Genomic DNA, 23,816 nt, shown 5'->3' with positions numbered 1-23,816 from the left:
AATTGTTGTTTATTAAACTTTTTTAGGGGGAAGATCGAATGCAACTGCTTCGTGTTCAAAATGGCCTTTATGTGCACCATCGCAAAAAGGTTTGTTTTTGGATAAACCACAACGGCAGATCGAAACCACTTCTCTGCCCTGTAGGCCGTAAGCATTGCCATCTCTATCTACAATTTCGAAATCGCCCTCAATTTTAACTGAGCCGTTATTGTTAATGGTAAGTTTTGTTTTAGACATGTATGTGTTTGTTTGCCACAAAACTAAAACATAGAAACTGCAATTTTTGGTGAGATTTCTATTTAGAACCATTCTCTTCTTGGTTTAAAACTCTTTTTTGATAACGTAGGCAATCATATCTGTTCTGATCTCAAAACCAAGTTTCTGGTAAAGTTTAATTGCGCCATCATTGTCATTTCTAACATGCAGAAAAGGTATTTCCGAACGGAGCAATATTCTTTTAACCTGTTCCTGTAAAATTTTAAAGGCGTAGCCTTTACCTAAATGATCGGGATGGGTACAAACCGCACTTATTTCGCGATAAGGGCTGGGGAAAAAACGGTGGCCGGCCATGGCGGCCAATTTTCCCTCAACAAATATACCGGTGTAATTGCCAAGTTCGATGGTTTTGGCCAGAAACGGTCCGGGTTTGGTCAGCTCCACCAGGCCGATCATTTCCGTAACATGTTCTAGATCGAGGTTTGTTATTCCCACTGCATCTGCCATTGGTATCTCTTTACCACGAAAAATAAATTGAAACATGTCGATCTGGGTTAATAGTTTCCACTTTTCAGGGATATAGACCGGTGTTTTTGAGAAAAATACAAAAAGGCTTTCTGCAGGGCTGACCTGGTAAAGGGCATTTAGATCGTCCGGAGAATTATCTCTTAAACCGGCAAATGCCGTGATGTCTTCAACATAATATTTTACCTGATCAGATCCTTTTGCAATATGGCTGTGTGCGGAGGTTAAGGCATAATAAATCGGATTATCCAATACGTATTCCATCCGGTAAAGATATTAAATGCTTCATCAGACGGGGGTAATTTTTATTCAGGTTAACCTGTTAAATTCATCGCCATACTTATTGATTTAAAAAAGTATCTATCAGATGTGCAGTAATCTCTATTGTTTTGTCGCTTACACCGGGATTAAGGTTTTCGCCGATCATGGCACCATGCGCGCCAGGTAAAATCACCAGTTGCGCATTTGCAATCAATCCCGACATTTTAACCACATGTTCGGGCCTGATCACATCTTGATCCCCAACCATTAAAAGTGTATCGGAAGTAATGCCTTTAAGGTCGTTATCGCTCAGATCGGTAAAATCCAGCATGCGTTGTTTGTCCTTTTCGAACATCGTTTGCAACGCATTATGATCAGGATTTACGGCTAAGAAAGCCGCTTTAAGCGGTTCTGGCATATGCGCTATGGTGGCATCTCCAAAGCCATTATAAAAACCTTCGATTAAGCCTTCCCTTTGGTAATTAGCCGAAATAACAACGATTTTATTCGCCACCGCCGGATAGTGTGCTGCAATATGCAAGGTTGTTGTACCGCCATTGCTGAAACCTAAAAAATTGGCCTTTGTTATGTTTAGCTGACCTAATAACGTAGTCACATCCTTTGCATCCTGCTCAAAAGATTCGGCCTGGTCGCGGTCGCTGGTACGTCCGTGTGCCTGAAGTTCAACAGCTATAAGCTGGTTAGATTTCGCCAAAAACGGAATAAGTTTCCCGAATGTAGATTGAATGGTTGAACCACCGCCATGTATCAATACCAGTGGAGTTACTCCTTCACCGTAAATTTCATAATACATGTTAATGCCATTTACCTTTTCATATCCTGATTTGTTGTATGTTGCCATCGGTTTTAGTGTAAAATTTGCTACACAAATCTAAATAAGCTACAGCGGAAATAAGGTGCCGATAACAGACAATTTTAGGGTGGTTTAAGCCAGCTGAACTACAATGCTTAACCAGGCCCATTTTAGCAGTAAAAAGAATGCCCGCGGTAAGTACCGCGGGCATCTGAGCGTGCTGTTAAGCTTAAACAGCTTCAATAAATTTTAATGATTTGTTCGCTATCGAACCAGTTTCCATAGTGATTCTACAGGGACCGTATTCTTTACTACCATCTGCACGCTGGGGTTCATTTCGCTATGGGTAAACATTTTGGTGTTGGATACCGTACCAATTACATTCCCGTAATGATCCATTACCGGACCACCGCTTGAACCAGTGGCATAATCAGCCGAAATAGCCATCATTTGACGAAAAAATTTCTTGTCATGTTCTCCTGCTTCTTCCATGTATTTGTTGGTTACCATCCCTTCACTAAAAAAGTAGTGCATGCCTTTAGGGTGGCCTAATACATATACCTGATCACCCACCTTGCCGGCCTGCGCTAATGGCAAAGCAGGGATTTTCTCCCCCTCCGTTACTAATTCAAGTACCGCTAAATCGTTGTTTTTTGAACAGGCCAGTATACTTTTTACGGCATAAATCTTTCCATTGGCCATCCTGACGGTAAGCCCTAAAGGCTTGTTTCCATCCTTAATATTGGCATACATTGCGGCTACATGATAATTTGTGACCACAATTCCTTTAGGATCTATTACGTACCCTGAAGATTCGCTGATATGAGAATTGCTGCATCTTGGGCAGAGGTAGGCAATACCAACGGTAACCGTTGCAGATTTTGCATGCTTGTAGATTTCGTTCCCGGTTTGTAACTTTTTGTTAGCTTTCACCAGGTTCAGGGAGATGGCTTGCGTATTTTCTGCCAATTGGGTTTGCGCATCGGTAGCGGTAATCGTCTTTACTTTTAGAAACAAAGAATCTAATGACTTTTGGTAATCCGCTAAAATCTTTGCGTCATCGGTAAAGGTTTGGGCATAGCCGGAACCAACTGCAAGAAAGAATATTGCAGTTGCAATATACAAGCCCTTTTTTAATGTTTTTTGTGCTGACATCTTCTTATGCATTTGCCTTCTTGACTATTTAACAGCTGTTCTATTCAAAGCTTCAGTTAGAGAGCGATATCTTTGAGCTTCCCTATCATGAACCTTCACTAATCCGGTAAAATATTCTTTGATGGCAATTTTTTGTTTCTCATTGGCTTTAGCCATTTTTTGCATTAACATCCCGTCTAACATATCTTTAAATACATCAGTATTTGGTATCAATGCAATATGGCGTTTATAGTAAGCAATTAATCCATCTAAATCCTGGTTAATTACATAAAGCGCAAGTCGGCACATATGTGATTCTGCTTTATCTTTAGGTAACTTCAGCAAGGATACCGTATAGGCAATCTCCTCTACTTCTTTCGGCGTATAAACGATATTGTACTTTGCCGCAGTTTCATTGGCAATTTGGTACATGTCTTTACGGATTTTATCAAATATGATTCGGTTCGTTACTTCCGTACCCCAGGCTGCATCAATATTTGCTTTCTCTAACATTAGTTTTCTGAAGAAAGGGCTACCGAACTTCGTAATGCCAAAAGCCAACTCCAGGTAAGCTTTACTGAACCGCTCAAAATCCTGTGCGTTGTCAAATAGTTCTTCAAGAACAGGAGAAGGATCTTTTGAACTTTGATAAAGTGCTAAAGCGTAAGGAAATCCTGTTTGCATATTTTTGCTCTCCTCATAAGCGGCTTTTAAACCAGCTAAAGAGTTTTTGGGATCCAGTGCACTTTTCGCCTTTTCTATAAATTCTTCAGCACTCGCTTTACCAACAATCCTGTTAATTTCCTGACCTTGAGCATTTAAAATGAGAAAGGTAGGATACGTAGTAACATTGTATTTTTTCCCAATCTCCTTACCTTCTCCCTTTTCCATGTCAAACTTGATAGACACAAACCTGGGGTTAAAATAGTCGCCGGCCACTTTTTTAGGAAATTCTTGCTGAGACATTTCCAAACACGGAATACACCAGGTGGTGTAACAGTCTACTAAAATCAATTTTGGTTCAGCCGGATTTCCTGCTTTTCCCATGGCCACAGCAAGGCTGGTTGTTTCGAAATTTATTCCTTGCGCCAGTACAGCTTGTATATTTAAAGTACAAGCAATTAAAAAAATGAATTTAAAAAAATGTTTCATGTGCTTATCTGTTATAAATTCGATTCAATAAGGGCTTTTAATTTCGGGTCTGACGGACGAGGAGCGTTAAAGTTTACCGTTTTGCCGGTTTTGTCGAACAGGATAAACCTTGGTATTTCGGTTGTTTCATAATCTGCGATGATCGGACCTTTATTATTCGAGAACAGGTGTAATCCGGATAGTTTTTTCTCCGCTACCATTTTCTGCCATTTAGCTTGGTCGGTATCGATAGATAAGCTGATAAAAACAACATCTTTACCTTCAAAAGATTTTTCAAGTTCCTCTAAAGCAGGTTGTTCTTGCAGGCAAGGAGCACACCAGGTTGCCCAAACATCAATTAAAACAACTTTGCCAAGGTTATCTGAGAGTTTATGCATCTTACCTGCAGCATCAGGATAAGAAAAGTCGATCCAATCGCCACCAGGCTTTTGCATACGGGCTCTTTTCAACATTGTTTTCATTTTGTCGCGTTGCTGATCAGTCTGCATAAATTGCTCATTACGCTCCAGGTATTGAACAAAGTTCATGTTTGCGCCTCTTTCTGCCTGTGCCACAATAAATTTAGCTTTCAGCTCTTTATTAGAAATTTCCGGGATTAGCATATCGGCAGCCATTCCTTGTTTGGAATTATAGATGATATGTTTCACAAAGGCGAAGTAAAGCATGTAATGGTAGCCCATAGGCAGGTTCCAGATATTCGCATCTGTCCATTTTTCATCATTATAAAATTTGACCAGACTCTCAGGATATTCATCTTTCTTTCCAATGTTCAAACCAGAGGCAGTAGGGATAATCACATCATATTTATAACTATAGGTTAAAAAATATTTAGCCTGTTTATCAAAGGCTGTATTTCCGGTATTGATATTTTTAATAAACTGCTCAACCGGTACTTTCAATGAGTCGATAGTTTTAAGATAACCGGCAGAAGGTAATTTATAACCGTCTTTAGTGTAACCATAACGTCTAAGTGGCTTTATCATTTTATACCAGTCTGCAAATACCTGGTTCTCTTTATTGACATTGCCTGAATAAGCAATTTGTCCGTCGCCGGCGTCTACATTCAGTTCCTCACCAGGTTTCATGTAAACAGCGTACTGTTCATCAAATACCCCTACATAACGGATGGTATTAAGATCTTCCTTCTTTACTTCTCCACGGAAGATTTGGTCTGGCTTGCTTTTTATCATCGGGAGAATAACCTGAATTTCACCTTCTTCAGGTTTGGAAAAGAAAACCTCCTGAGTTTCCCTGCCATTGGGCAGAAGTTTGTGGAATTTTCCTTTAATAACAGCGGTTTGTGCCCATGATGATGCAGATACCGCCAGCATCACAGAAAAAATTAGTGCTTTTTTCATTATAAATTTATAGTTGTTTTGAAATTGGCAAGCTGAATAGTGCTTGCCAACAGTTGATTATGTGTTTTTATTGATTATTTTATGCCTATGTCAGTTAAAATTTGGCGGATGTAGCCGTATTTTGTCAGAATATTGGGATACGCAGCATATTTCTGTTTGAATTGCGCATCCGTATTTACCGAAGCGGCCTCTATATACATGCATACATCCAGCCAGGTAGAAATGGGCGACGACGAGGTGATCCTGGCATCAGGCCCAAGAAAGCCAATCGCCTGGAAAGTGAAGGGAGTGCCCGCCGGTAAACCCACAATATAAGTGCTTGTTAAGTAGAAAGAGTTTAATCCATAAGCATCCCTACCGCTTACAAACTTTCTGGAAACGGCATAAAACTTATCCAGGATATCAGCATATTTATTATCCAATACCGTATTGGTGAGTATGGCCCTTAATATGGCGGCTTTGTAATCGGCTTTGGTGGTTTGGCTCATGGCCTGGATTTTTGAAATCTGTGCTACTGCCACGGTATTCAGTCCTTTATAAGCGTATGTTCCAAAAGCATTGGTACTCATGTTCTCAACCAAAAGAATACTCGGAACATGGATTTTGCCTGCTATTATGGGCATAATTTCAGCTCTTAAAAAGGCCAGTGCAGTTGGCACATCGGCTTTATTACAATAGGTAAATGATTGCACCATAGGTGGCGGCCCGCTTTGCAAGCCACCAAGCGAATAACTTAATGATAAAACTTCGTAATAGGTATAGGTTTTTCCGAAAACATCCACGCGCGTTTGCGAACCTATGGTATCGTTAACAAATACCGGAATACCGGTTTCTTTATAAAACTGGAAGTTGGCATGGATAGTCGGATCATTGGGATTATCTTCCATGGCCAACCAGTTTTTATCATAATCAGGGAATACAGTAACGGGCTCTTTTCTGCAGGAAACCAGCGTAAGTGTAAAGAGTGTTGCTATAGCAAATAAAATATTTTTCATCTTTATCAAGTTAAGGTTGAATATTACGGACGCTGCGAACGGGGTTCGTTAATGATCCCCTGTTAAATTCTATGGCATAATTAGGAATAGGAACCTGCCAGCTGGCTCCATCCTGAGCAATGGATTTTAAAACATAATATCCTGCACGGGTGTAAGTATTGGTTTGGGCATCGTAGTTGTAAGTTGGATGTTTGATCTCGAAATCTGCCCCTAGCGGATATTTTGAATTAACCGCATACCGCCTCAGGTCGAACCAGCGATGGCCTTCAAAACACAATTCGCGCCTGCGCTCATTCCGGATAAACTCTATCAGGGCCTGATTGGATGCAGGTTGGGCACTGCCCGAATTATTGTTGAAGCGCATGGCCTGCAACTTCTGTAGCTCGCTCCATGCATCTCCGTCAGCTCCCATCATGGCTTGTGCTTCCGCACGGTTCAGCAACATCTCCGAAAGCCTGAGGGAAAAAAGGCAGGAGACCTGTTCAGGATCGTTATAAGTTTTCCAGGTACGGTATTTGGCCGGAAGCCACGACTTTGTTTTAGCAGACTTCATAAAAAAAGCATTCAGACGTAAATCGTTAGCGCTATAATTCTGCATCAGATTATCTGCAGCTTTAAAACCCGATGCACGTCGGTCATTGCCGGAATAGGCAGATAAGGAGTCGTTGGGGAATACCGCTACTATAGCATTGGGTGCCATGGTAAATATGGTTTCCGTAGAACTGCGGTAAGTGAAATTACTGTTTGCAATATAGCGCTTCAAATCGATGAGACTATATCCCATGGTTTCGTATCCCGTAGTCGCCTGCAACACTTTATCATATTGTTCGGTAAACAGATATACCCGGCTTTGCAGGCATTTAACAGCTGCAATACCTACCCTGATTTTAGTAGCGGGGTTGTAACCTTGAAGTAAGTCTGCGGCTTGGTCAAGATCTGCCACAATCTGGTTATACACCGTCTCATTATTCGTCCGTTTGAAATAAATATCTTCCACTTTTTCCGAAATCTTCAGCGGCACGCCTTCATCAGCGGAGGCCGTTGCTTTGCGGTAGGGAGATCCATAAATATTCTGGAGCAGAAAATAATAATAAGCCCTTAAAAAATAAGCTTCCCCGCGCAGGTGTTTCAGGTTCACATCGCCGGGATTTTTGTCTGCTATTTGAGCTCCCTGATAAATCAGGGCATTAATTGCGCCAATACGCTTATACACTTTTTTCCACATGACATCGTTCCAGGAAAAACCCAGGATATTAACAGTAGGGTTCTGGCCCCAGTTATGAAAGCCAGAAAGCATATAAAGCGGGGTAGACTGATCGCGCTCTGTAGCGCCCAGCACAAAGGCTTCACTGTCATCATCCATTACATGAAGCCACGGTGCGGAAAGGTCATTATCGGAAGTGATACTTCCCATGGTTGCCACATTACTCGTGAAGGATAAACTAAATACGTTATTAAGGAATGCTTCTCCAATCATTACCTTGTTCAGGTCGTCGGTGGTTTCCAGGTATTTCTGATCTGTAGAATATTCTTCCAAAAACTTGCTGCAAGAGCTCAGAAGCAAAAGGCAAGCTAAAAGGGTTAAAAGATATTTCATAGTTTGTTCTCTTTTAAAATGAAACATTAAGACTTGCAGTATAGGTAGGCCTAACGGATAAATTGATGTTAGGGGTAGAACCCGATTGGGTAGGATCTTGTCCCTTTAACATTTTACTGCTGAGGGTAAATAAATTTGTACCTGTAAGGCTTACATAGGCCGAACTCAATTTTAATTTACGTATTAAAGATTCTGAAAAACTGTATCGGAAAGATGCCGATTGCAGTTTTAGGTAATCTCCACTCACCAGTCTGATATCCGAATTATCATACATATCGTAAGCACTGCCACCCAGTTCAAGACTGCTTACCGGATAGTTTTGCCACCAAGGAGTAATTACATTCGTAGACACCTGAAGGCCTGGAATGTTGGTGTAAGCCTCATCACCTGGCCTGCGCCAACGATTTACGAACTCTTTACGTAGATTCTGCTGCGGATAGGCACTGGTTGTGGCATAACCTGAAGCAATTTTCATCAACCGGATTTTGTTTCCTAAAGAATAAGTTAGGTTGAAAGATAACCCGAAGTTCCTGTATCCAAAGTAATTTGATAAGCCCCCCTGAATATAAGGTTCGCGACGACCCGATTCACTCATGATTTCCATGTAAACGTCTTGTCTGTCCATATTTAAATAGCGTTGCTGATATGCTGCCGAATTTTCATCTTCTAAACCGTAAAAAATCGGTGAACCATCAACAGGACTTAAACTTTTGAATTTGTAAGAATAAAAGGTGTTAATAGGTTTACCTGCCAGCTGAATATTGCCGCTCAGGTAATTGGAATAGTTGATATTATCAATAAGAACGTTATTTCTATTATTGATGGCCTGGTTAATAATTTTATTCAGCACCTGCCCCAGTTGCGGATCAAAACGCCATACAAAACCACGCCTTGATTTATTCATACCGGCATTGTTAATGGCTGTAATACTTAAAGCTACTTCCAGGCCTTTATTTTCCAACGTACCGCTATTGATTACATAAGACTGAACACCATTGATTTCTGATACTGTTTTATTAAGAAATGCATCCTGCGTTCTTTTATAGAAATACCCCACAGATCCGGTTACTTTATTGCCAAATAAGGCGAAATCCAGCGCAACGTTGGATGAAGACGTTCTTTCCCATCTGAGGTCAGGATTTGGATAATTAGAAATAGTTGCAGTTGAAGAATTATAATAAGGATCAGTAGATGGACTCTGTTTAATGATCATATATGGCGACTGCCCCGGAAGCATATTGCCTTGCCAGCCCCAGGATGCTTTTAAGGATAGATCATTTACCCATGAAGTATGATTAGCTACATCTTCTCTCATATTCCACCTACCCGAAAAGGCGTAGATAGGTAACAATCTGTTATTTGAGCGTGTGCCAAACAGGTTCGATTGTTCACCACGAATATGGAAATTGAAAATATACTTATCGCGGTAAGAATAACCGGTTGTACCATACCAGGCAAACTCGTTAGTGAGCTGACGATTGAACGAACCTAAAGCACGCTTATCAGACATCCATTGGGTATAATACCCTGTATTTGTAGTGGGTACAATATCAAAGTAGCCACCCATCTCGGGGAAATATCCTCTTCGCGTAATGTCAAAGCCGTTATACTCATTTGATTTTATCTCCGCACCTCCTGAAACGGTAAGAGAGTGCCTGTTTTCTGTGCCGAAAGTTGTTGCGTAGTTTGCCTGCAAACGGCCAGTATAGTTGTTATTGCGGGTTTCATTTTTTGTCCATTCTCCTCCCACCGGAGCCATGTCATTACGGGCAGTAAAATCACTGCGAAGTTTATTGATGTAATACGAATCTTTTGTATAATACAATTGCCTGTCGTTATTACTGATCGCATAGGCAAAAGTACCTTCTAAATTAAACTTCGGAGAGATTTTTAACCTTAATAATGCCTTTAAGTTGCTTGAAATCAAGTCTGTGTGATCGGCGCTGTATTCTCTGTCTTTCAGGATATTGTAGTTGAAAATCTGACTTCCGTTGGTTATCGGATAGTAAAAATAACTGCCGTCTGGATTGTAAGCAGGCAATGTTCTGCTGGTATTATAGGCATAATTCATGATGCCGAGATCGGATGGGGAATAATTCCTGGAGGAGTAGTTTCCTGCAAAACTTACCTGTGCCAGAAACTGATCATAATCTGCAGTAACATTAACTACTGATGAATACCGCTTATTGTATTCCCCTTTAATTGTCCCCCGCTCATCCAGATAACCCAGTGAAGAATAAAATTTGATGCGGTTTGAACCTCCAGATAAAGTTAGAGTGTGATTTTGCGAATAAGAATCCTGAGTAATCAGGCCTAACCAATCTGTATTTACACCGGCATAATAATCGCTCTGGCGTTTAAATTCGTTATAATCGATGGTCCCTTTATAATATTTTTGAAGTGCATCTTCGTAGCCCGACCATTGCGTTACATTGTTGTATTGTATTCTTCGTTCTACCATTTCCTTTGAAACATCCATGCGTTCTTCAGAATTCATCATATTCATGTTCCGGTCCGAATAACGCGGACGCCTGTTGAAAGTTGTATTGGCTGAATAGGAAATAGTCGGTTTACCAGGCTTACCCTTTTTTGTAGTAATTACAATTACACCGTTACCTGCCTTGGCGCCGTATAAAGCGGTAGCAGAAGCATCCTTAAGTACGTCAATCTGATCAATGTCCTCAGGGTTTAATCCTGCAATGGCATTACCTAATAAGTTAACAAAGTCAAGGTCATTAATTGATTTTGGATCTATATTTACAGGGTCTTGAAGTACAATTCCATCCAGTACCCACAGCGGTTCGCGGTTACCTAAAATAGTAGATGTTCCACGTATTCTAAGCTTAGGTGCTGCGCCAACCTGTCCTGAGTTTTGCATAAAAACCAGTCCGGGTACCCTGCCCTCCAGTAACTTATCAATGGTATTAACGCCAGGTGTAAGAATATCCTCAACTTTAATACTGGTAACTGCACTGGTTAGCTGCCGGCTATCGATTTGCTGATAACCTGTATTTACCACAATATCTTCCAGCTCGGATGCAAATATTTTAAGTGAGACAACCCGTGCCCGTTGAGCAGGTATCTCCAAATGAGAATAACCTAAATGATTAATTTCAAGCAAACTGGTTGAATATTGGGCAGGAATGGTAAAATGACCATTTTTATCAGTTTGGGTAGAGAACTTTGTGCCCTTAACCCTTACCGTAACCCCCTCCATCGGTTTACCATTTTCGTTGGTTACACTTCCGTTTACCGGACCATTCAAAGCATTATTATCATTGGCCACGCTAGCTTTTCTTTCCGTAATAATGATAATCCGATCTTTAATTTCATAATCAAGATCCTGGCCTGAAAACAGCTTTTTCAATGCACTGTTAAGTGGTTCCTTAACAAGTTTTATGGTAACAGGTTTTGCTTTTTTTAAGATGAGGTCGTTATAGGTGAAATCATATTTGGTTTGCTTCCTTATTTCTGTTGTTGCCTTAATAATTGTTGCGTTCTTGAGATCGAGCGTTACGGTTTGTGCATACAATTCATTCGAAAATGATAGCGCGAACACAAAAAACAAAATGATAATCCACCGAAAAGATGATCGTGAATTGGTATTAGTGGTTTCGCCATTAATTTTATGACCGGACATACGCCCGCTATACTCCTTACGAAAAAGGAAATCGTTCATAATGTGATTAGTTTGTTGGTTATTGGTTGTTGATTGGTTTTTAGTTGTCAGGCTATGGCATGGATTCGTTTTCTCCTTGCCCTGGTGTAGGCCTGGAATAATATAGTTATTTCATCAGTTTCATGCTCCTTCCTTTGATGTCAAATTTTAAATTGGTGATTTTTTCGAGTGCGGTAAGTACAGCAGATAATGGCTTGTCGCGCTGTATAGAGGCATGGATCTGGATATCTTCCGGGATGCCGCTGTAATCAATATCCAGGTTATACCAGCGCTCAAGCTGGCGGAGGACCGCTGTAAGTGGAGTGGCTTTAAAAATAAACTCCCCGTCTTTCCAGGCGGTGTAAAAGCTTGCATCAACGGATTTAATCCGGAAAGTATTTTGGTTGAGTACAGATTGTTCCCCAGGGCTTAAATATGCTGCTTTTGAAACATTTTGGCTATTAAGCTGCACCCGGCCGTTTACCAGGGTGGTAACCGTCATCCCTTCATTTTCATAAGCATTAACATTAAACATGGTTCCCAATACCCTGATTTCTTGTGCTTCGGTGCTCACGATAAAAGGTTTACGGGCATTATGCGCCACCTCAAAATAGGCTTCTCCCTGAAGTACTACACGCCTTTCTTTTCCTGTAAACTGGCTTGGATAGGAAAGCGATGAGGCCGCATTCAGCCATACTTTGGTGCCATCATTTAAGGTGATCCGGTATTGCCCGCCTTTCGGTGTGCTTAAAATAAAGTTTTCGACATGAGCTTCCGTTTCCAGCACGGTGCCATCCTTATAACGGATCGCTTTTTCGCCAGCAATAATTTCTTCTTTGCTGCCTGCTAACTGGTATACCTTTCCGTTTGCGGCCTGCAATGTTGCCCGATGGGTGCCGGGCTGAATATCATGGGCAACTGCTGTTTTGGAATGGTCTTGAGTACGGCTTGATTGATAGATATAAAAGGTAGTGCATAATAAAATCACGATCGCAGCAGCGGCGGCTACAAATTTAAGCATTGAAAACAGCCTTAGCTTTTTAACCGGATTCGTGTCATCTATATGCTGAGCAATTTTCTGCCAGGCTAAATCGCCAACTTCTCCGGATTTTAGGTGGTCTGTGTGCGATGTTGCATCAAAATAATCGCTAATAGCCTCATCAAATTCTGCCTGATGCCTGTCATCCTCAAGATATTGGTATAGCTCGGCCAATTCATCTGCTGTGATGATATTGTTGAGGTACCGATCAAATAAAAGTTTGATTCTTGTTGGCTTGATCATGTTAAACTAGGGGAAATTTCGCCCCTTTAGAATAGAATACACATGAAAAAGAAAAAATAGCACCTCTTGTTAAATTATTTTTTCAATAAGGCAGGCAAAAGACAGATAAATAGCTCAAACGACCTTGATTTTAGAATAGCCTTTAATTGTTTATTGGCTTTTTGAATGTGATGATTAATGGCTGAAAGACTGATATTCAGCTTTTCACTTATTTCCTGATAACTAAGTCCTTCTATCTTGTGTAGGGTGTAAACTTCCCGCTGCCGGTCCGTGAGTTGACCCATAGCCTGATCTAAAATAGCTTTGGCCTCTTCGGCATCATCGCCTTCCTCTATAGGGTGATAAACCTCCTCCTGGCCAATTTGATGGCGCATTAGCTGATCATAAACATTTTTCCGGATTACATTTTTGGAAAGATTTGTAGCGATCTTATAGAGGAAAGCACCAAAACTGAGCTCAATATCGATCATTTCGCGGTTGGTCCAGATCTTTAGAAACACATCCTGTAAAATATCCTGGGCTAATTCCTCAGATTTTAACAGATATATTAATTTACTGGCGAGTCTACCGGAATATACTTCGTATAACTGTTTAAAGGCGACCTTATCCCCGGCCTTTAATCCAGTTAATAATTCCTTTTCGTCAGTAATGGGTATAGACTTCACTTAGCCATAGTCGTTTAGTTATACTAATTTATATAAAAAGTGACTTATGGCAATTTTTTTTTGAATAAAGTAGTTAATTTACCTTCAAATCGGTAAAAAATCAGCTAAATTTCTTAATCTGTTTAATTTTTTGTGAATTTTTCCCAGGTAATCAGATCCAATATTTTAATTCTAAGCAGGTAATCATGATCCCCACGGATTCTTAAACCGTTGCCAATTTTTTTGAAGTGTGTTTAATGGCCAGCGGCTTTTTTTTCTTTTTGCGTTTACCCAGCCATATCAGAAAACCCGTTACCGGCAGGCTTACTGTAAATAATGAAACGGCAAAGGCCAGAATTTTCGTCCCCCAACCATATATACTTCCCGAGTGCAGGGGCAAAACATATTTCTTGATCTTCGTACCCAGGCTTACTGCAGCAAATGGCTGTTGTTTGATGAGTTGTCCGGTTTTGCTGTCAAAATAAGCAGCATCTGTACATCCGGGTGGTAATTGTTCGCTTTCCTTTTGCCCCATTATCGCCAGGCCGCCTTTTGGTGGGATGTTGAAGTTAAGGCGTCCTGCGTTCGGGTACAACGCATTCATACTGTCCTCTATCTTTTGCAAAACTCCTGGCTTAGCTTGTTTTATCCTGACCAAATTTTTTGGTGTAAGCTCCTTTTGCACTTTGCCGTCTGCCAGTTTATAGATCAGGTTTTCTGCCCAGTCGTAACTCATTACTATGCCTGTAAGGGTGATCAGGATGAGGAAAAAAGACAGGTAAAAGCCGGTTACTGCATGCAGGTCCCAGTTGAGGCGTTTGCTTTTGGCATTCCACTTTATTTTAAAACGTTGTTTGATAGCACTTTTGTTGGCCGGCCACCAGATAACAATACCGCTAATGGAGAGAAACAAACAAATAATACAGGAAAAACCAGTTATAGCCTTTCCCGTTTCGCCAAGGAGTAAATAGCGATGTACATTACGTACCACCCTGAAGAACTGCTTTTGAAAAAGCCCCTTGTATAATACTTTTCCGGTATATGGATCGATATAGACCACTTTCATTTCCGGCCCTTTACCAATACGCGCCTCAGCGCTCCTGTCGGGCTCGGCGTTAATAATCAATTTAGAAGTTTTTTTACCCGGATAAACGCTGTTGGCGATCAGGAGTAAACTGTCGGCGCTCAGCCGGTTAGGGAACGTTTTTACAAAATGACGTTCTTTGAAAAGCACCGGTTCCAGCTCAGCTTCAAATGAAAGTATACAGCCCGAAATTGCAACCAGTATTAATACGGTACCTGATATTAATCCCAACCACAAATGGAGCCAGCCCATTACCTTTTTAAACCGGTTCTTTGCCATGCCTTTAAAATTTAAGGACTACGCTGCCAATAAATTGCGCCGGTGCCTGTGGGGTTAACCTAACCGACCAGGCTTTTTCACTTGTCAGGTTGTTTACTTTAAAGTTTACGCGGTACCTGGGTTGATCATAAAAGAGGGCGGCATCCAGCATGGTGTAAGCCGGTATCGTGATCTTGGTGCTCTGTGTATTGGTCTGGTAAGACATGCTCCCGTAATTGCCGCCAAAGCCAAGCCCTAATCCGCGCAGGCTCCCTTCGGGCAATCGATAACTTACCCAGAAATTAACCATTTTATCCGGTCCGGAAAGTGCCGGACGCAGACCATTTACTGTAGCATCAGCATTGGTAAATACGCTGTGATTATAAGCATAACCTGCTATAATGTTTAAACCGCTGAGCGGGTTTGCAGTGATATCTACTTCTACACCGCGACTGAGTTGTGCGCCATCCTGGATCGAATAATTAATATCCCTCGGGTCCAGACGCAAAACATTATTCACTTTGATATTATAGTAACTCACCGTTCCTGATAAACGGTTGTTGAACAGATCTCCTTTCAAACCAAATTCGAGCTGATTGGCATGCTCTGGCTTAAATGCGGTTCCATCCAGCGATTGCCCGTTGCGGTTAAAAAATCCGCCCATATAATTTCCGAATAACGACAGGCGGTCTTTACTGATTTCGTAAACTAATCCCAGCTTTTGTGAAACTGCGGTTTGTTTATAAGGACCTGCTGATGTGCCGCTTGAGCCCAGGCCTCCGGTAATCTGCCCGGTTACAACATTATAAACACCTTTGTAATCGAATGTATTTACCCGGATACTTCCCATTACGAGCAGTTTTTCGGTAAGGTTAATGACGTCTGATACGTAAGCGCCATAAGTATTGTCGCGGTTATATTCTTTACGTAAAGAACCCCTGCTGCTTAAGGAATCTACCTTGAAACGGCTAATACGGTAAGTTGGCTGCGGGTTAATAAAGTTAACATCCTGGTTATAATTAACCGTAACGCGGTCAAAATCATTAAAATTATTATAAAAATCTATACCGGCAACAATGCGGTTGCGAAGTTTACCTATCTTGAAATCGCCTATAAAGTTCTGTTGTATATTGGTTGCAATAAAATTGGTATTTCCTACGATGATCTGCGGGCGTACCGTAGTGGCAGATCTTCCGTTCAGCGCGGTAATGTATCCATCAATGGTTGAGCGGTTTCTTGAAAGGATGGTTTGAGATGTCCAGCTGCCTGATATTTTATAATTTACCTGCGTAAAGATGTTTAACATCTGCGTAGAATAAGTAAGGTCGTTGCTCAGAAAGGTCTTATTGTACGGAAAGCCGATATCGGTAACGGATTGATTGGTGTTGGCTATGATAAATGGATTGAAACGCACCACAGACGTGCCTTTTTCCTGTCCAAATTCAACATCGATCAACATCGATAATTTGTCGGTTAGCTGGTAAGAGAAACTCGGTGCTATCGCGATGTTATTGGTGAAGCCCAGATCCTGGAAACTTTTTTGATGGGTAGTAGCGGCATTCAGGCGGAATAATGCGGTTTTATCCTGATTAACGGGAGTATTTACATCTACCGAAAGACGGTTAAGATTCCAGCTTCCGGCTGTATAATCTACCTCGCCGCCAAAATCATTATAAGGTTTTTTAGTCACCCGGTTGTATAAGCCGCCGTAACTGCTTGAAATATTAGGACCGAACAGGGTAGTGGAAGGACCTTTGATCGCTTCAATACGTTCCAGGTTAACCGGATCAATGAATGAAAAAGCAGGCCCGGCCACACCATTACGGGCGTTTGGCTCGGTTTCAAAACCGCGCGATCGGAAAGTAACCCTACCTTGGTTCAGGATCAGGGGGATGCCGGCTCCAGGCACGTTTTTAGAGATGCTACCCAAATCAATCGCCACTTGTTCCTGCATCAATTCTTTCGATACAGCATTGTATACCTGCGGGTTCTCCAGGTTTTTGAGCGGCAAACGGGCCACATAGCGGCTTTCCCGTTTTGAAAATTTATTGATATTGGAAGCGATGGTTACTTCCTGTAAAGCCTGAACATTTTCCTTGGGTAACTGAAAGTCGCCTAAGGCTGTTTGACCTGCCGCAACGGTTACATTGATGATGTATTCTGGTGCACCCAAAACCTGAATCTTTAAATGGTAATTGCCGGGGTTAACCTTATTGAAATGATAAGTACCCTTTTCATCTGTAAGCGTACCCTTTGCGAGTTCTGTTATGGTAACGGATGCTGAGGTATAAGGCGTACCATCTACAAGGAGAATTTTACCCGTAATGTTTCCAGTGGTTTGAGCGGTTGCTGCCAGAGCGGTTGATAGGATAGAAATAATTAAGAGCAGGCGTAAATAACTGACCATAAATTCAATTTAAAGGGAAAAATATGGGCACAAATATATCTAATTTAAAATAAGTCTAAATAATTATTAGCAAATAATCGTTTCATTGTTTGAAGGACGGTTGAATCTTGTACCTTAACGGAAAGGTTATAAACGCTGCGCAGGAGCGAGATTTATTAACACTTTTATAGAGGTTGTTCCCGCATGGCCTTCAATAAGCCTATGTTGTATTTAGGAATAGATGATGGCTGGATACATTATAATAATTGAAAGAGATAAACCGGTTTCGAATAATAAACTACAATTGCTTTGCGCCATGGTTAATTTTTTATCTTTATGGGATGTTTGCACCCTTTGAAAAATACCTGCTCGGATTTGTACAGATCTCAGGGGCCGACCTGGAAAGGATTAAGTCTGTAGCGACTGTCAAGAAAATCAGGAAATGGCAATCTCTGCTTCACGATGGTGAGGTATGGAAATCTATGTGCTTTGTTGTAAGTGGCTGTTTCCGGCTTTACCGGTTTGATCAAAAAGGAATTGACCATACAGTCAGGTTTGGGATTGAAAATTGGTGGATGACCGATACCGAAAGTTTTAACCATCAGACCCCATCCAATTACAATATCGAAGCACTCTCTTCGAGTACGGTTATCATATGGGGCAAAAATGACTGGGAACAACTACTGGTAACAATATCTGCATTTAAACAATTTTATGACCGGCTGAATGCCAGTGCATATGAGACCAGCCAACAAAGAATCTTTTCACTCATCAGCGGCTCTGCAGAAGAAAGGTACCTGGAATTCCAACGGGCGTATCCCAATGTATTTAATAAAGTTCCCCTGCACATGGTTGCCTCTTACCTGGGCATTTCCAGAGAAACCCTGAGCAGAATTCGAAAAGACTTTTCAAGGTCTGCAAAGACTCCCCGGCTTGAGCCAGGGAGGTCAATATAACCTTGCTATTTAAGATACCTTGAAACTAAAGTTTAGCATATAGGCCTCGTACCGCGCTGATGCTTTCCAGTAGGGAAGCGATATGCAGAATGGTTGATTCAGCAGACCATTTGCCTACAATCTGTACATTGATCGGCATGCCCTCCTTACTGGTGCCAAAACGCATGGATATACCTGGCAGACCAGTCACGTTCAACGGAACGGTAGCCCCCTGCAGGTAAGTGGCATCTACCTTCTGGCCGTCAATCACAAATTCAGTCTCTCCGTGCTTATGGGCTGGGATCGGCAGTACATGGGTAATCAGCGCATCATAATCCTTGAAATATTCCGCATAACCATCGCGTATGCGCTCTGCGGCCTGTTCAGCATCAATAAAATCTGTTATCGAGGTATCCGGCAATGATAACATGGTTTTAGCCATCTTATATATCTCATTGTCTGAACGACCAGCAATCGCTTCCCTGAAAGCTGGTTTCATTTCCATCACGTGGATGCGGTTAAAAACATCCAACGCAAAATCTTTTTCCAATGCCGGAATGCCTACCGGTTCTACAAACAACCCGATACTTTTTAAAGCTTCAGCAGCGGCCTTGACTGTAGCAGCTACTTCGGAATCTACGGGACCAAAACCGGGGCCGACCATCCAGCCGATGCGTAGCGGACGGTATGGCAGGAAACCGGAACCGTTATCAAATAGAGTTGTACTGGTTGAATACGCATCCTTACCATCGGGGCCTGCAAGCAGTGAAAAAGCCAGTGTCAGGTCACGAATGCTACGTGCCATTGGCCCAACATGCCAAAACCGGCGGGGAGCCCGCGGCCAAATACCGGTCATAGGTATGCGTCCATGCGTCGCTTTTAAAGACACAATACCTGTCTGTGCGGCCGGACCGCGAACGGAGATGGCGAGGTCGGTACCCAGCCCTAACGGTGACATGCCCGCTGCGATAGCGGCGGATTCACCGCCACTTGATCCGCCCGGAGTACGGGTCAGGTCCCAGGGATTATTAGTCCGTCCACTCAACAGGTTATCACTTTCAATCCAATAAGAGAATTCAGGCAGGTTTGTCTTGGCCAGCAGGATACCCCCAGCCGTTTTCATCCGGGCAACACTGGTAGCATCATTATCCGGTATACGGCCTTTGAAGATTGGTGAGCCGCGTTGAGTGAGTATGTTTTCTGTGTCTATTGAATCTTTAACGCTGAAGGGAACACCGTGTAACGGACCTAATTTATCTCCGCGCATCACTGCGGCTTCTGCTTTTTTTGCAGCTTCAATAGCCGAATCAGCTACAACTACCACGGCATTTACAGCTGGGTTAACCGCTTCTATCCGATCAAGGTGAGCTTTAATCACTTCTACCGGAGACACCTCTTTGGTACGGATCAGCTCTGCCAGCGTGGTTGCATCCTGAAAGAAGAGCGGCTCACTGTTGATTGTCTGTGTTTTCATAACTCTATTACATTTAATTTTCAATTTGCGCTTTTTGCTTTCAGCGCCTGATACAAAATTAGATGTAGATGTATTTCAGAAACGAAGTGATATGACACGATTTAAGCGTGACATTTATCACGGTTTTCAAAGGATCTTGGATAATGACCTGATATTTGTAATCTGGACGTGAGATCTTTTGGCGTTTGGGTAATCAATTTCATCATTCCATTGATTTAGAAGAAGTGTCTGGTTTTTTGAGTCGGAAAAGGACTTAATTTTTTTAAATCTTCAACGGAAACGCATTTCCATACATTGTGGAAAGGCACGCCATGAAACTCAGGATTTGCTTTGCCTATCACATTTATATAATGGCGGGAAGATTATAGATCATAACGAATGGCAAAAATAGGTTTTTCCAAAAATTGACAAGTTCGTAACAGAACTCATTGCTAAAAGCAAAAAGATTGCCTTTTCCTTTGATACGCATTTATCTCTTGCATTTGCTATAGGGTATTGTATTGATCCCAAAAAGGAAGGACAGTCTCTGTAATCATAAGCCATTAAGGCAAGCCCGGTAAAAACAAAAAGACCCCGCAATTGCGAGGTCTTTTTTTGTAGCCCTAACGGGAAATTCTTTGAACCGCTTTTTAATTTTTTAGATCTTTTGGAAAAATTACTCCAGAGATCTGTATCTAGAAAATCAAGTCGTTTTTGACTTTCGGTTGGCAAAGATATAAACATTTATGAATTATTAAAAATAATAATATAAAATTAAAATTTAATTGGGAATGGAGGTGAGTTATCTGGAATTTTGCGAGGTCCTGTCTACGTTCAATTCGTAAATAGCCTCGGTATCAAAGACGCGGATAGCCCGGCTGGTACGGGATGCCATGTTTAGCAGCAGGATCGTTGAGCTGGTTAGATAATCAAGAACCGCTTAACTGATCCAGTCCCGTACCGTCAGAACAGCCTCTGCAAAAGCCTGGGGATCTTCCTGTGGAGCATTGTGACCGCAGGAAAAAACGCGATGCTCATGTCTTTCGGTAAAATATTTCGCATGATCAGCGGTCCCGCCGGGCTTAAGCGGATCAGACCGGCCGTCGAGAGTAACAGCCGGAACCCTGATGTTCGGTTTCTGAGCCAGTTTCTGTTCCAGTAACTCAAATCGCGCATCGCCATTCTCCCGGCCGTGCATGTGCCGGTAGCTATGGATCACCACATCGACGAAATCAGGATTATCGAATGAAGCTGCTGAACGTTCAAACGTATCATCATCGAAATCCCAATTCGGAGACCATTCTGTCCAAAGCAACAGGCATAAAGCGCGCCGGTCTCTTAACAGGCATTCCCGTCCGCGTTGACTTTGAAAGAGGTGCTGGTACCAGCAAACACGTTCCAGTGAAGGACTGAACGCCTGCTGCTGTTCCGCAATATCGATAATATCATAACCGGCGTAAGATACCAGACCACCGATGCGTTCCGGCCATAAAGCCGCCGCAGTACAGGAGGCGTTGCCGCCCCAGTCAAAACCAGCGATAATCGGCTTTCTCAAACCTAGAGCGTCGATCAGCTCAATAAGGTCACTTGCCCTGGCGGTTTGTTGCCCGCTGCGCATGGTCGCATCTGAGAGAAATGTTGTTGGACCAAACCCCCTGACATAAGGCAGGATCACCCTGGCACCTTTACCTGCGAACATCACAGCTACTTCATCGAAAGCATGGACATCATAGGGAAACCCATGGGTCAGGACGACCGGCCAGCCCTGTGCAGAACCCAGATCGAGATAGGCGAGCTCCAGCGCTGAGGTGGTCACATGTTTTATTGATGATATCATTGATTCTTGCTTTTAAACGAAAGTGTGGTGACCATTGACGGAGTTTTAGACCGTCGCTTCTGCAGGCTCGAGCAGGTATCGGTGAGCCTCGCCCCAGCGTGCTGTTACCTCGAAAACGGGTAACAAACTTTTGCCCAGTTCAGTAAGTTCATATTCTACCTTCAGCGGTTTCTGTTCCAGTATTTTTTTTGAAAGAATGCCAATTTCTGTCAGTTCCTTCAGCTGGGTGTCCAGCAGCCGCCTTGAAGCTTGCGACAATCTCCGGTGCAGTTCACCCGGTCTTTTGATACCGCTATGGATATTCCAGATCAGGTTAGCTTTCCACTTTCCGTTCAGGACATGCATAAAAACATGCAGGCCGCAATTAAGATTCACAGGTAGTTTTCGCTCGTACATAGACAAATATAGTCATCTTACTGTCTGATCCGATACGGCTGAATTCAGCCGTACTTGCCTGAAAGAGCGGTTATGCGGAACTTTAGATTATGAAAATGCTGTTATTCGGAACGACGTCGGGCGTTCCCGTGAGTGAGCTGATATTAGGTGCAGCCAGTTTAGGAGACCGGCGCGGCTACGGGGCTTCACAGGAAGAGATCTCTCAAATATTATCCGCTTACGCGGACGCGGGCGGTAACTGTATCGACGTGGCAGATCAGTATCAGTTAGGACAGGCCGAGGAGATCGTGGGCAGCTTTCTGGATGGCCAGCGCGACAATTTTGTGATCTGCAGCAAATATACCCGAAGCAGTGAAGTCTGTCCGGCACCGGCCAATTCAGGGAATCACCGCAAAGCCATGCGGCAGGCGGTCGAAGCCAGTCTGAAACGCCTGAAGACAGACTACATTGATATTTACATGCCTCATTACGATGACGGGATGACTCCTGTCGAAGAGATAGCAAGGGGACTCGAAGATCTGGTAAGATCAGGCAAGATACTATACACCGGCCTGGCCAATTTCCCGGCCTGGAAGGTAGCTGCGATTGCGGGCGAAATACAATTGACCGCTCTGCAGGTCCAATACAATCTGGCGCAACGCACAGCGGAGCGTGAACTTCTTCCCGCGGCGGCCTATCTTGGTTTAGGAACGATGTTCTATTCACCGCTTGCCGGAGGACTGCTTACCGGGAAATACCGTAAAGGTGAATCAGGCAGGCTGACGGCGATGGGTAAGGATACCGGATCAGAAGATAATGCTACAAAAAGCCTGATCGATGGACTGGAGTCTATCGCTTCGGAAACCGGGAATACCCCGGGGCAGATCGCGCTGGCGTGGTCAATGACCAAAAAGGGATTTCCGATCCTCGGCGCAAGAAAATTATCGCATTTACAGGAAAGCCTGCAAGTGCTGAGCGTCAGTTTGTCGGCCGAACAGGTCGACAGACTTGACGGTGTAAGTGCGTTTGAATACGGCTATCCGCATGATTTGCTGAAAACTGTTCAGCAGGTTATCTGGCAACAGTAAACCGGCATTTGTACCGACAAAGTTTACAGGTGTATTTGGTTGTTCAAAACAAACGAAAGATTTGCAGTTTCAAAGATTGAGTGTGTATTTCAATTAAACTGGCTCTTCCCTAATTTTGTTGGTAAAAAAACACGACGAATAAGTGTTTTCTTTTTGTAAACAACCGTACTTTAAATTGCTACAAGCCTATTATATCGGTAGTTCCTTTGTATTTTTTGCTAGAACTAACATTGATCATGATTCTTGTCTATATATATTAGTGAATCATACAGCTTTAAACACCAGTAAGTCTTAATGAACACTTAATCCATTGATTTTACATTACTCACTTCATTTTGAAAGACCACCAAAACTGGGGAAGAGCCATTTTCCCTGAAATACCCATTCATGGTAGCTTGGTAGTGTGTTCTAGTGGTAGCTAATCTCATGGCTTGCTCAGTTCTTTTCGGTGTTGGGCTCCCCAGGTGATCATTTCGTCTACCATGGGTTTAAGTGAAAAGCTATAAGGCGTCAGCTGATAAGTGATTAAAACAGGATAGGTATTGTCAATCTTTCGTTCAATTAACTTGTTTACTTCTAACTCCTTCAATTCTTTTGAAAGCACGCGCGTCGTGATTCCTTCAACACTGCGCTGCAACTCACGAAAGCGGCAGGTGCCGCCGTACATTGACATCAAAATCAGTAGTTTCCATTTACCGGATATAACATACAGTGTATCCTGCAGGTATTTGATTTTTTGCTGAATGGTTAATTCTTCCAACATT

Annotated in this window: 19 protein-coding genes; 2 read left to right on the top strand and 17 right to left on the bottom strand. The window is 42.5% G+C overall.

Annotated elements, in window-relative coordinates; all coding sequences use genetic code 11:
- Positions 1-12 precede the first annotated feature (12 nt).
- The 13 genes from GGQ60_RS14990 to GGQ60_RS14930 all read right to left on the bottom strand — a co-directional run bounded on the left by GGQ60_RS14990 (position 13) and on the right by GGQ60_RS14930 (position 17,385).
- Entirely contained in the window at positions 13-237 is a 225-nt protein-coding gene (locus GGQ60_RS14990) for a CDGSH iron-sulfur domain-containing protein (protein WP_183765915.1), read from the bottom strand.
- Positions 238-321: 84 nt separating this feature from the next.
- Complete coding sequence (locus GGQ60_RS14985; protein WP_183765913.1) at positions 322-1,005, bottom strand: GNAT family N-acetyltransferase; 684 nt, start codon at positions 1,003-1,005, stop codon at positions 322-324.
- Positions 1,006-1,081: 76 nt separating this feature from the next.
- Positions 1,082-1,864 carry an alpha/beta fold hydrolase gene (locus GGQ60_RS14980; RefSeq protein ID WP_183765911.1) on the bottom strand — a complete coding sequence of 261 codons (783 nt, stop codon included), beginning with the start codon at positions 1,862-1,864 and terminating at the stop codon, positions 1,082-1,084.
- A 216-nt stretch (positions 1,865-2,080) separates the two neighbouring features.
- Positions 2,081-2,971 carry a S1 family peptidase gene (locus GGQ60_RS14975; protein WP_183765909.1) on the bottom strand — a complete coding sequence of 297 codons (891 nt, stop codon included), beginning with the start codon at positions 2,969-2,971 and terminating at the stop codon, positions 2,081-2,083.
- A gap of 24 nt (positions 2,972-2,995) precedes the next feature.
- A complete protein-coding gene (locus GGQ60_RS14970) occupies positions 2,996-4,102 on the bottom strand; it encodes a thioredoxin family protein (protein WP_183765907.1) in 1,107 nt (368 codons plus the stop codon).
- 11 nt (positions 4,103-4,113) lie between these two features.
- Positions 4,114-5,460 carry a TlpA family protein disulfide reductase gene (locus GGQ60_RS14965; RefSeq protein WP_183765906.1) on the bottom strand — a complete coding sequence of 449 codons (1,347 nt, stop codon included), beginning with the start codon at positions 5,458-5,460 and terminating at the stop codon, positions 4,114-4,116.
- Positions 5,461-5,534: 74 nt separating this feature from the next.
- Positions 5,535-6,455 carry a hypothetical protein gene (locus GGQ60_RS14960; protein ID WP_183765905.1) on the bottom strand — a complete coding sequence of 307 codons (921 nt, stop codon included), beginning with the start codon at positions 6,453-6,455 and terminating at the stop codon, positions 5,535-5,537.
- 10 nt (positions 6,456-6,465) lie between these two features.
- The gene (locus tag GGQ60_RS14955) at positions 6,466-8,052 is read right to left on the bottom strand and encodes a RagB/SusD family nutrient uptake outer membrane protein (protein ID WP_183765904.1); all 1,587 of its coding nucleotides are present in this window, start codon (positions 8,050-8,052) and stop codon (positions 6,466-6,468) included.
- A 13-nt stretch (positions 8,053-8,065) separates the two neighbouring features.
- Entirely contained in the window at positions 8,066-11,731 is a 3,666-nt protein-coding gene (locus tag GGQ60_RS14950; RefSeq protein ID WP_183765903.1) for a SusC/RagA family TonB-linked outer membrane protein, read from the bottom strand.
- A 106-nt stretch (positions 11,732-11,837) separates the two neighbouring features.
- The gene (locus GGQ60_RS14945; protein WP_183765902.1) at positions 11,838-12,992 is read right to left on the bottom strand and encodes a FecR family protein; all 1,155 of its coding nucleotides are present in this window, start codon (positions 12,990-12,992) and stop codon (positions 11,838-11,840) included.
- Between the two features lie 74 nt (positions 12,993-13,066).
- Positions 13,067-13,657 carry an RNA polymerase sigma factor gene (locus GGQ60_RS14940; RefSeq protein ID WP_183765901.1) on the bottom strand — a complete coding sequence of 197 codons (591 nt, stop codon included), beginning with the start codon at positions 13,655-13,657 and terminating at the stop codon, positions 13,067-13,069.
- Between the two features lie 202 nt (positions 13,658-13,859).
- Positions 13,860-14,999 carry a PepSY-associated TM helix domain-containing protein gene (locus tag GGQ60_RS14935; RefSeq protein WP_183765899.1) on the bottom strand — a complete coding sequence of 380 codons (1,140 nt, stop codon included), beginning with the start codon at positions 14,997-14,999 and terminating at the stop codon, positions 13,860-13,862.
- Positions 15,000-15,003: 4 nt separating this feature from the next.
- Positions 15,004-17,385: a TonB-dependent receptor domain-containing protein gene (locus GGQ60_RS14930; RefSeq protein WP_183765897.1), complete on the bottom strand. Its 2,382-nt coding sequence runs from the start codon at positions 17,383-17,385 to the stop codon at positions 15,004-15,006.
- Between the two features lie 320 nt (positions 17,386-17,705).
- Between GGQ60_RS14930 and GGQ60_RS14925 the strand changes: the two genes are divergently transcribed.
- A complete protein-coding gene (locus GGQ60_RS14925) occupies positions 17,706-18,320 on the top strand; it encodes a Crp/Fnr family transcriptional regulator (RefSeq protein WP_183765895.1) in 615 nt (204 codons plus the stop codon).
- Between the two features lie 25 nt (positions 18,321-18,345).
- Here GGQ60_RS14925 and GGQ60_RS14920 read toward each other — a convergent pair whose 3' ends face one another.
- The 3 genes from GGQ60_RS14920 to GGQ60_RS14910 all read right to left on the bottom strand — a co-directional run bounded on the left by GGQ60_RS14920 (position 18,346) and on the right by GGQ60_RS14910 (position 21,964).
- Positions 18,346-19,773 carry an amidase gene (locus tag GGQ60_RS14920; RefSeq protein WP_183765893.1) on the bottom strand — a complete coding sequence of 476 codons (1,428 nt, stop codon included), beginning with the start codon at positions 19,771-19,773 and terminating at the stop codon, positions 18,346-18,348.
- 919 nt (positions 19,774-20,692) lie between these two features.
- Positions 20,693-21,589, bottom strand: coding sequence for an alpha/beta fold hydrolase (locus tag GGQ60_RS14915; RefSeq protein ID WP_183765891.1), 897 nt, complete (start codon positions 21,587-21,589; stop codon positions 20,693-20,695).
- A gap of 45 nt (positions 21,590-21,634) precedes the next feature.
- On the bottom strand, positions 21,635-21,964 hold the full coding sequence (locus GGQ60_RS14910; RefSeq protein WP_229685129.1) for a winged helix-turn-helix transcriptional regulator: 330 nt from the start codon (positions 21,962-21,964) through the stop codon (positions 21,635-21,637).
- A 110-nt stretch (positions 21,965-22,074) separates the two neighbouring features.
- On the opposite strand from GGQ60_RS14910, the gene GGQ60_RS14905 reads away from it, so the two are divergent.
- The gene (locus tag GGQ60_RS14905; RefSeq protein ID WP_183765886.1) at positions 22,075-23,052 is read left to right on the top strand and encodes an aldo/keto reductase; all 978 of its coding nucleotides are present in this window, start codon (positions 22,075-22,077) and stop codon (positions 23,050-23,052) included.
- 424 nt (positions 23,053-23,476) lie between these two features.
- Here GGQ60_RS14905 and GGQ60_RS14900 read toward each other — a convergent pair whose 3' ends face one another.
- Positions 23,477-23,815: a winged helix-turn-helix transcriptional regulator gene (locus GGQ60_RS14900; RefSeq protein WP_183765883.1), complete on the bottom strand. Its 339-nt coding sequence runs from the start codon at positions 23,813-23,815 to the stop codon at positions 23,477-23,479.
- Between the last annotated feature and the right edge of the window lies 1 nt (position 23,816).

Origin of the sequence: Pedobacter zeae (assembly GCF_014196715.1) — a bacterium.
GTDB lineage: Bacteria > Bacteroidota > Bacteroidia > Sphingobacteriales > Sphingobacteriaceae > Pedobacter > Pedobacter zeae.
Note: the sequence above shows the minus strand (reverse complement) of the source record. Positions and strands in the feature narration are given on the sequence as shown.

Excerpts from the sequence above, each read along its gene's own strand:
- GGQ60_RS14935 (WP_183765899.1), bottom strand. The coding sequence starts at position 14,999 with ATGGCAAAGAACCGGTTTAAAAAGGTAATGGGCTGGCTCCATTTGTGG.
- GGQ60_RS14950 (WP_183765903.1), bottom strand. The coding sequence starts at position 11,731 with ATGAACGATTTCCTTTTTCGTAAGGAGTATAGCGGGCGTATGTCCGGT.
- GGQ60_RS14915 (WP_183765891.1), bottom strand. The coding sequence starts at position 21,589 with ATGATATCATCAATAAAACATGTGACCACCTCAGCGCTGGAGCTCGCC.
- GGQ60_RS14905 (WP_183765886.1), top strand. The coding sequence starts at position 22,075 with ATGAAAATGCTGTTATTCGGAACGACGTCGGGCGTTCCCGTGAGTGAG.
- GGQ60_RS14965 (WP_183765906.1), bottom strand. The coding sequence starts at position 5,460 with ATGAAAAAAGCACTAATTTTTTCTGTGATGCTGGCGGTATCTGCATCA.
- GGQ60_RS14990 (WP_183765915.1), bottom strand. The coding sequence starts at position 237 with ATGTCTAAAACAAAACTTACCATTAACAATAACGGCTCAGTTAAAATT.
- GGQ60_RS14920 (WP_183765893.1), bottom strand. The coding sequence starts at position 19,773 with ATGAAAACACAGACAATCAACAGTGAGCCGCTCTTCTTTCAGGATGCA.
- GGQ60_RS14960 (WP_183765905.1), bottom strand. The coding sequence starts at position 6,455 with ATGAAAAATATTTTATTTGCTATAGCAACACTCTTTACACTTACGCTG.
- GGQ60_RS14980 (WP_183765911.1), bottom strand. The coding sequence starts at position 1,864 with ATGGCAACATACAACAAATCAGGATATGAAAAGGTAAATGGCATTAAC.
- GGQ60_RS14900 (WP_183765883.1), bottom strand. The coding sequence starts at position 23,815 with ATGTTGGAAGAATTAACCATTCAGCAAAAAATCAAATACCTGCAGGAT.
- GGQ60_RS14975 (WP_183765909.1), bottom strand. The coding sequence starts at position 2,971 with ATGTCAGCACAAAAAACATTAAAAAAGGGCTTGTATATTGCAACTGCA.
- GGQ60_RS14955 (WP_183765904.1), bottom strand. The coding sequence starts at position 8,052 with ATGAAATATCTTTTAACCCTTTTAGCTTGCCTTTTGCTTCTGAGCTCT.
- GGQ60_RS14930 (WP_183765897.1), bottom strand. The coding sequence starts at position 17,385 with ATGGTCAGTTATTTACGCCTGCTCTTAATTATTTCTATCCTATCAACC.
- GGQ60_RS14945 (WP_183765902.1), bottom strand. The coding sequence starts at position 12,992 with ATGATCAAGCCAACAAGAATCAAACTTTTATTTGATCGGTACCTCAAC.
- GGQ60_RS14985 (WP_183765913.1), bottom strand. The coding sequence starts at position 1,005 with ATGGAATACGTATTGGATAATCCGATTTATTATGCCTTAACCTCCGCA.
- GGQ60_RS14970 (WP_183765907.1), bottom strand. The coding sequence starts at position 4,102 with ATGAAACATTTTTTTAAATTCATTTTTTTAATTGCTTGTACTTTAAAT.
- GGQ60_RS14925 (WP_183765895.1), top strand. The coding sequence starts at position 17,706 with ATGTTTGCACCCTTTGAAAAATACCTGCTCGGATTTGTACAGATCTCA.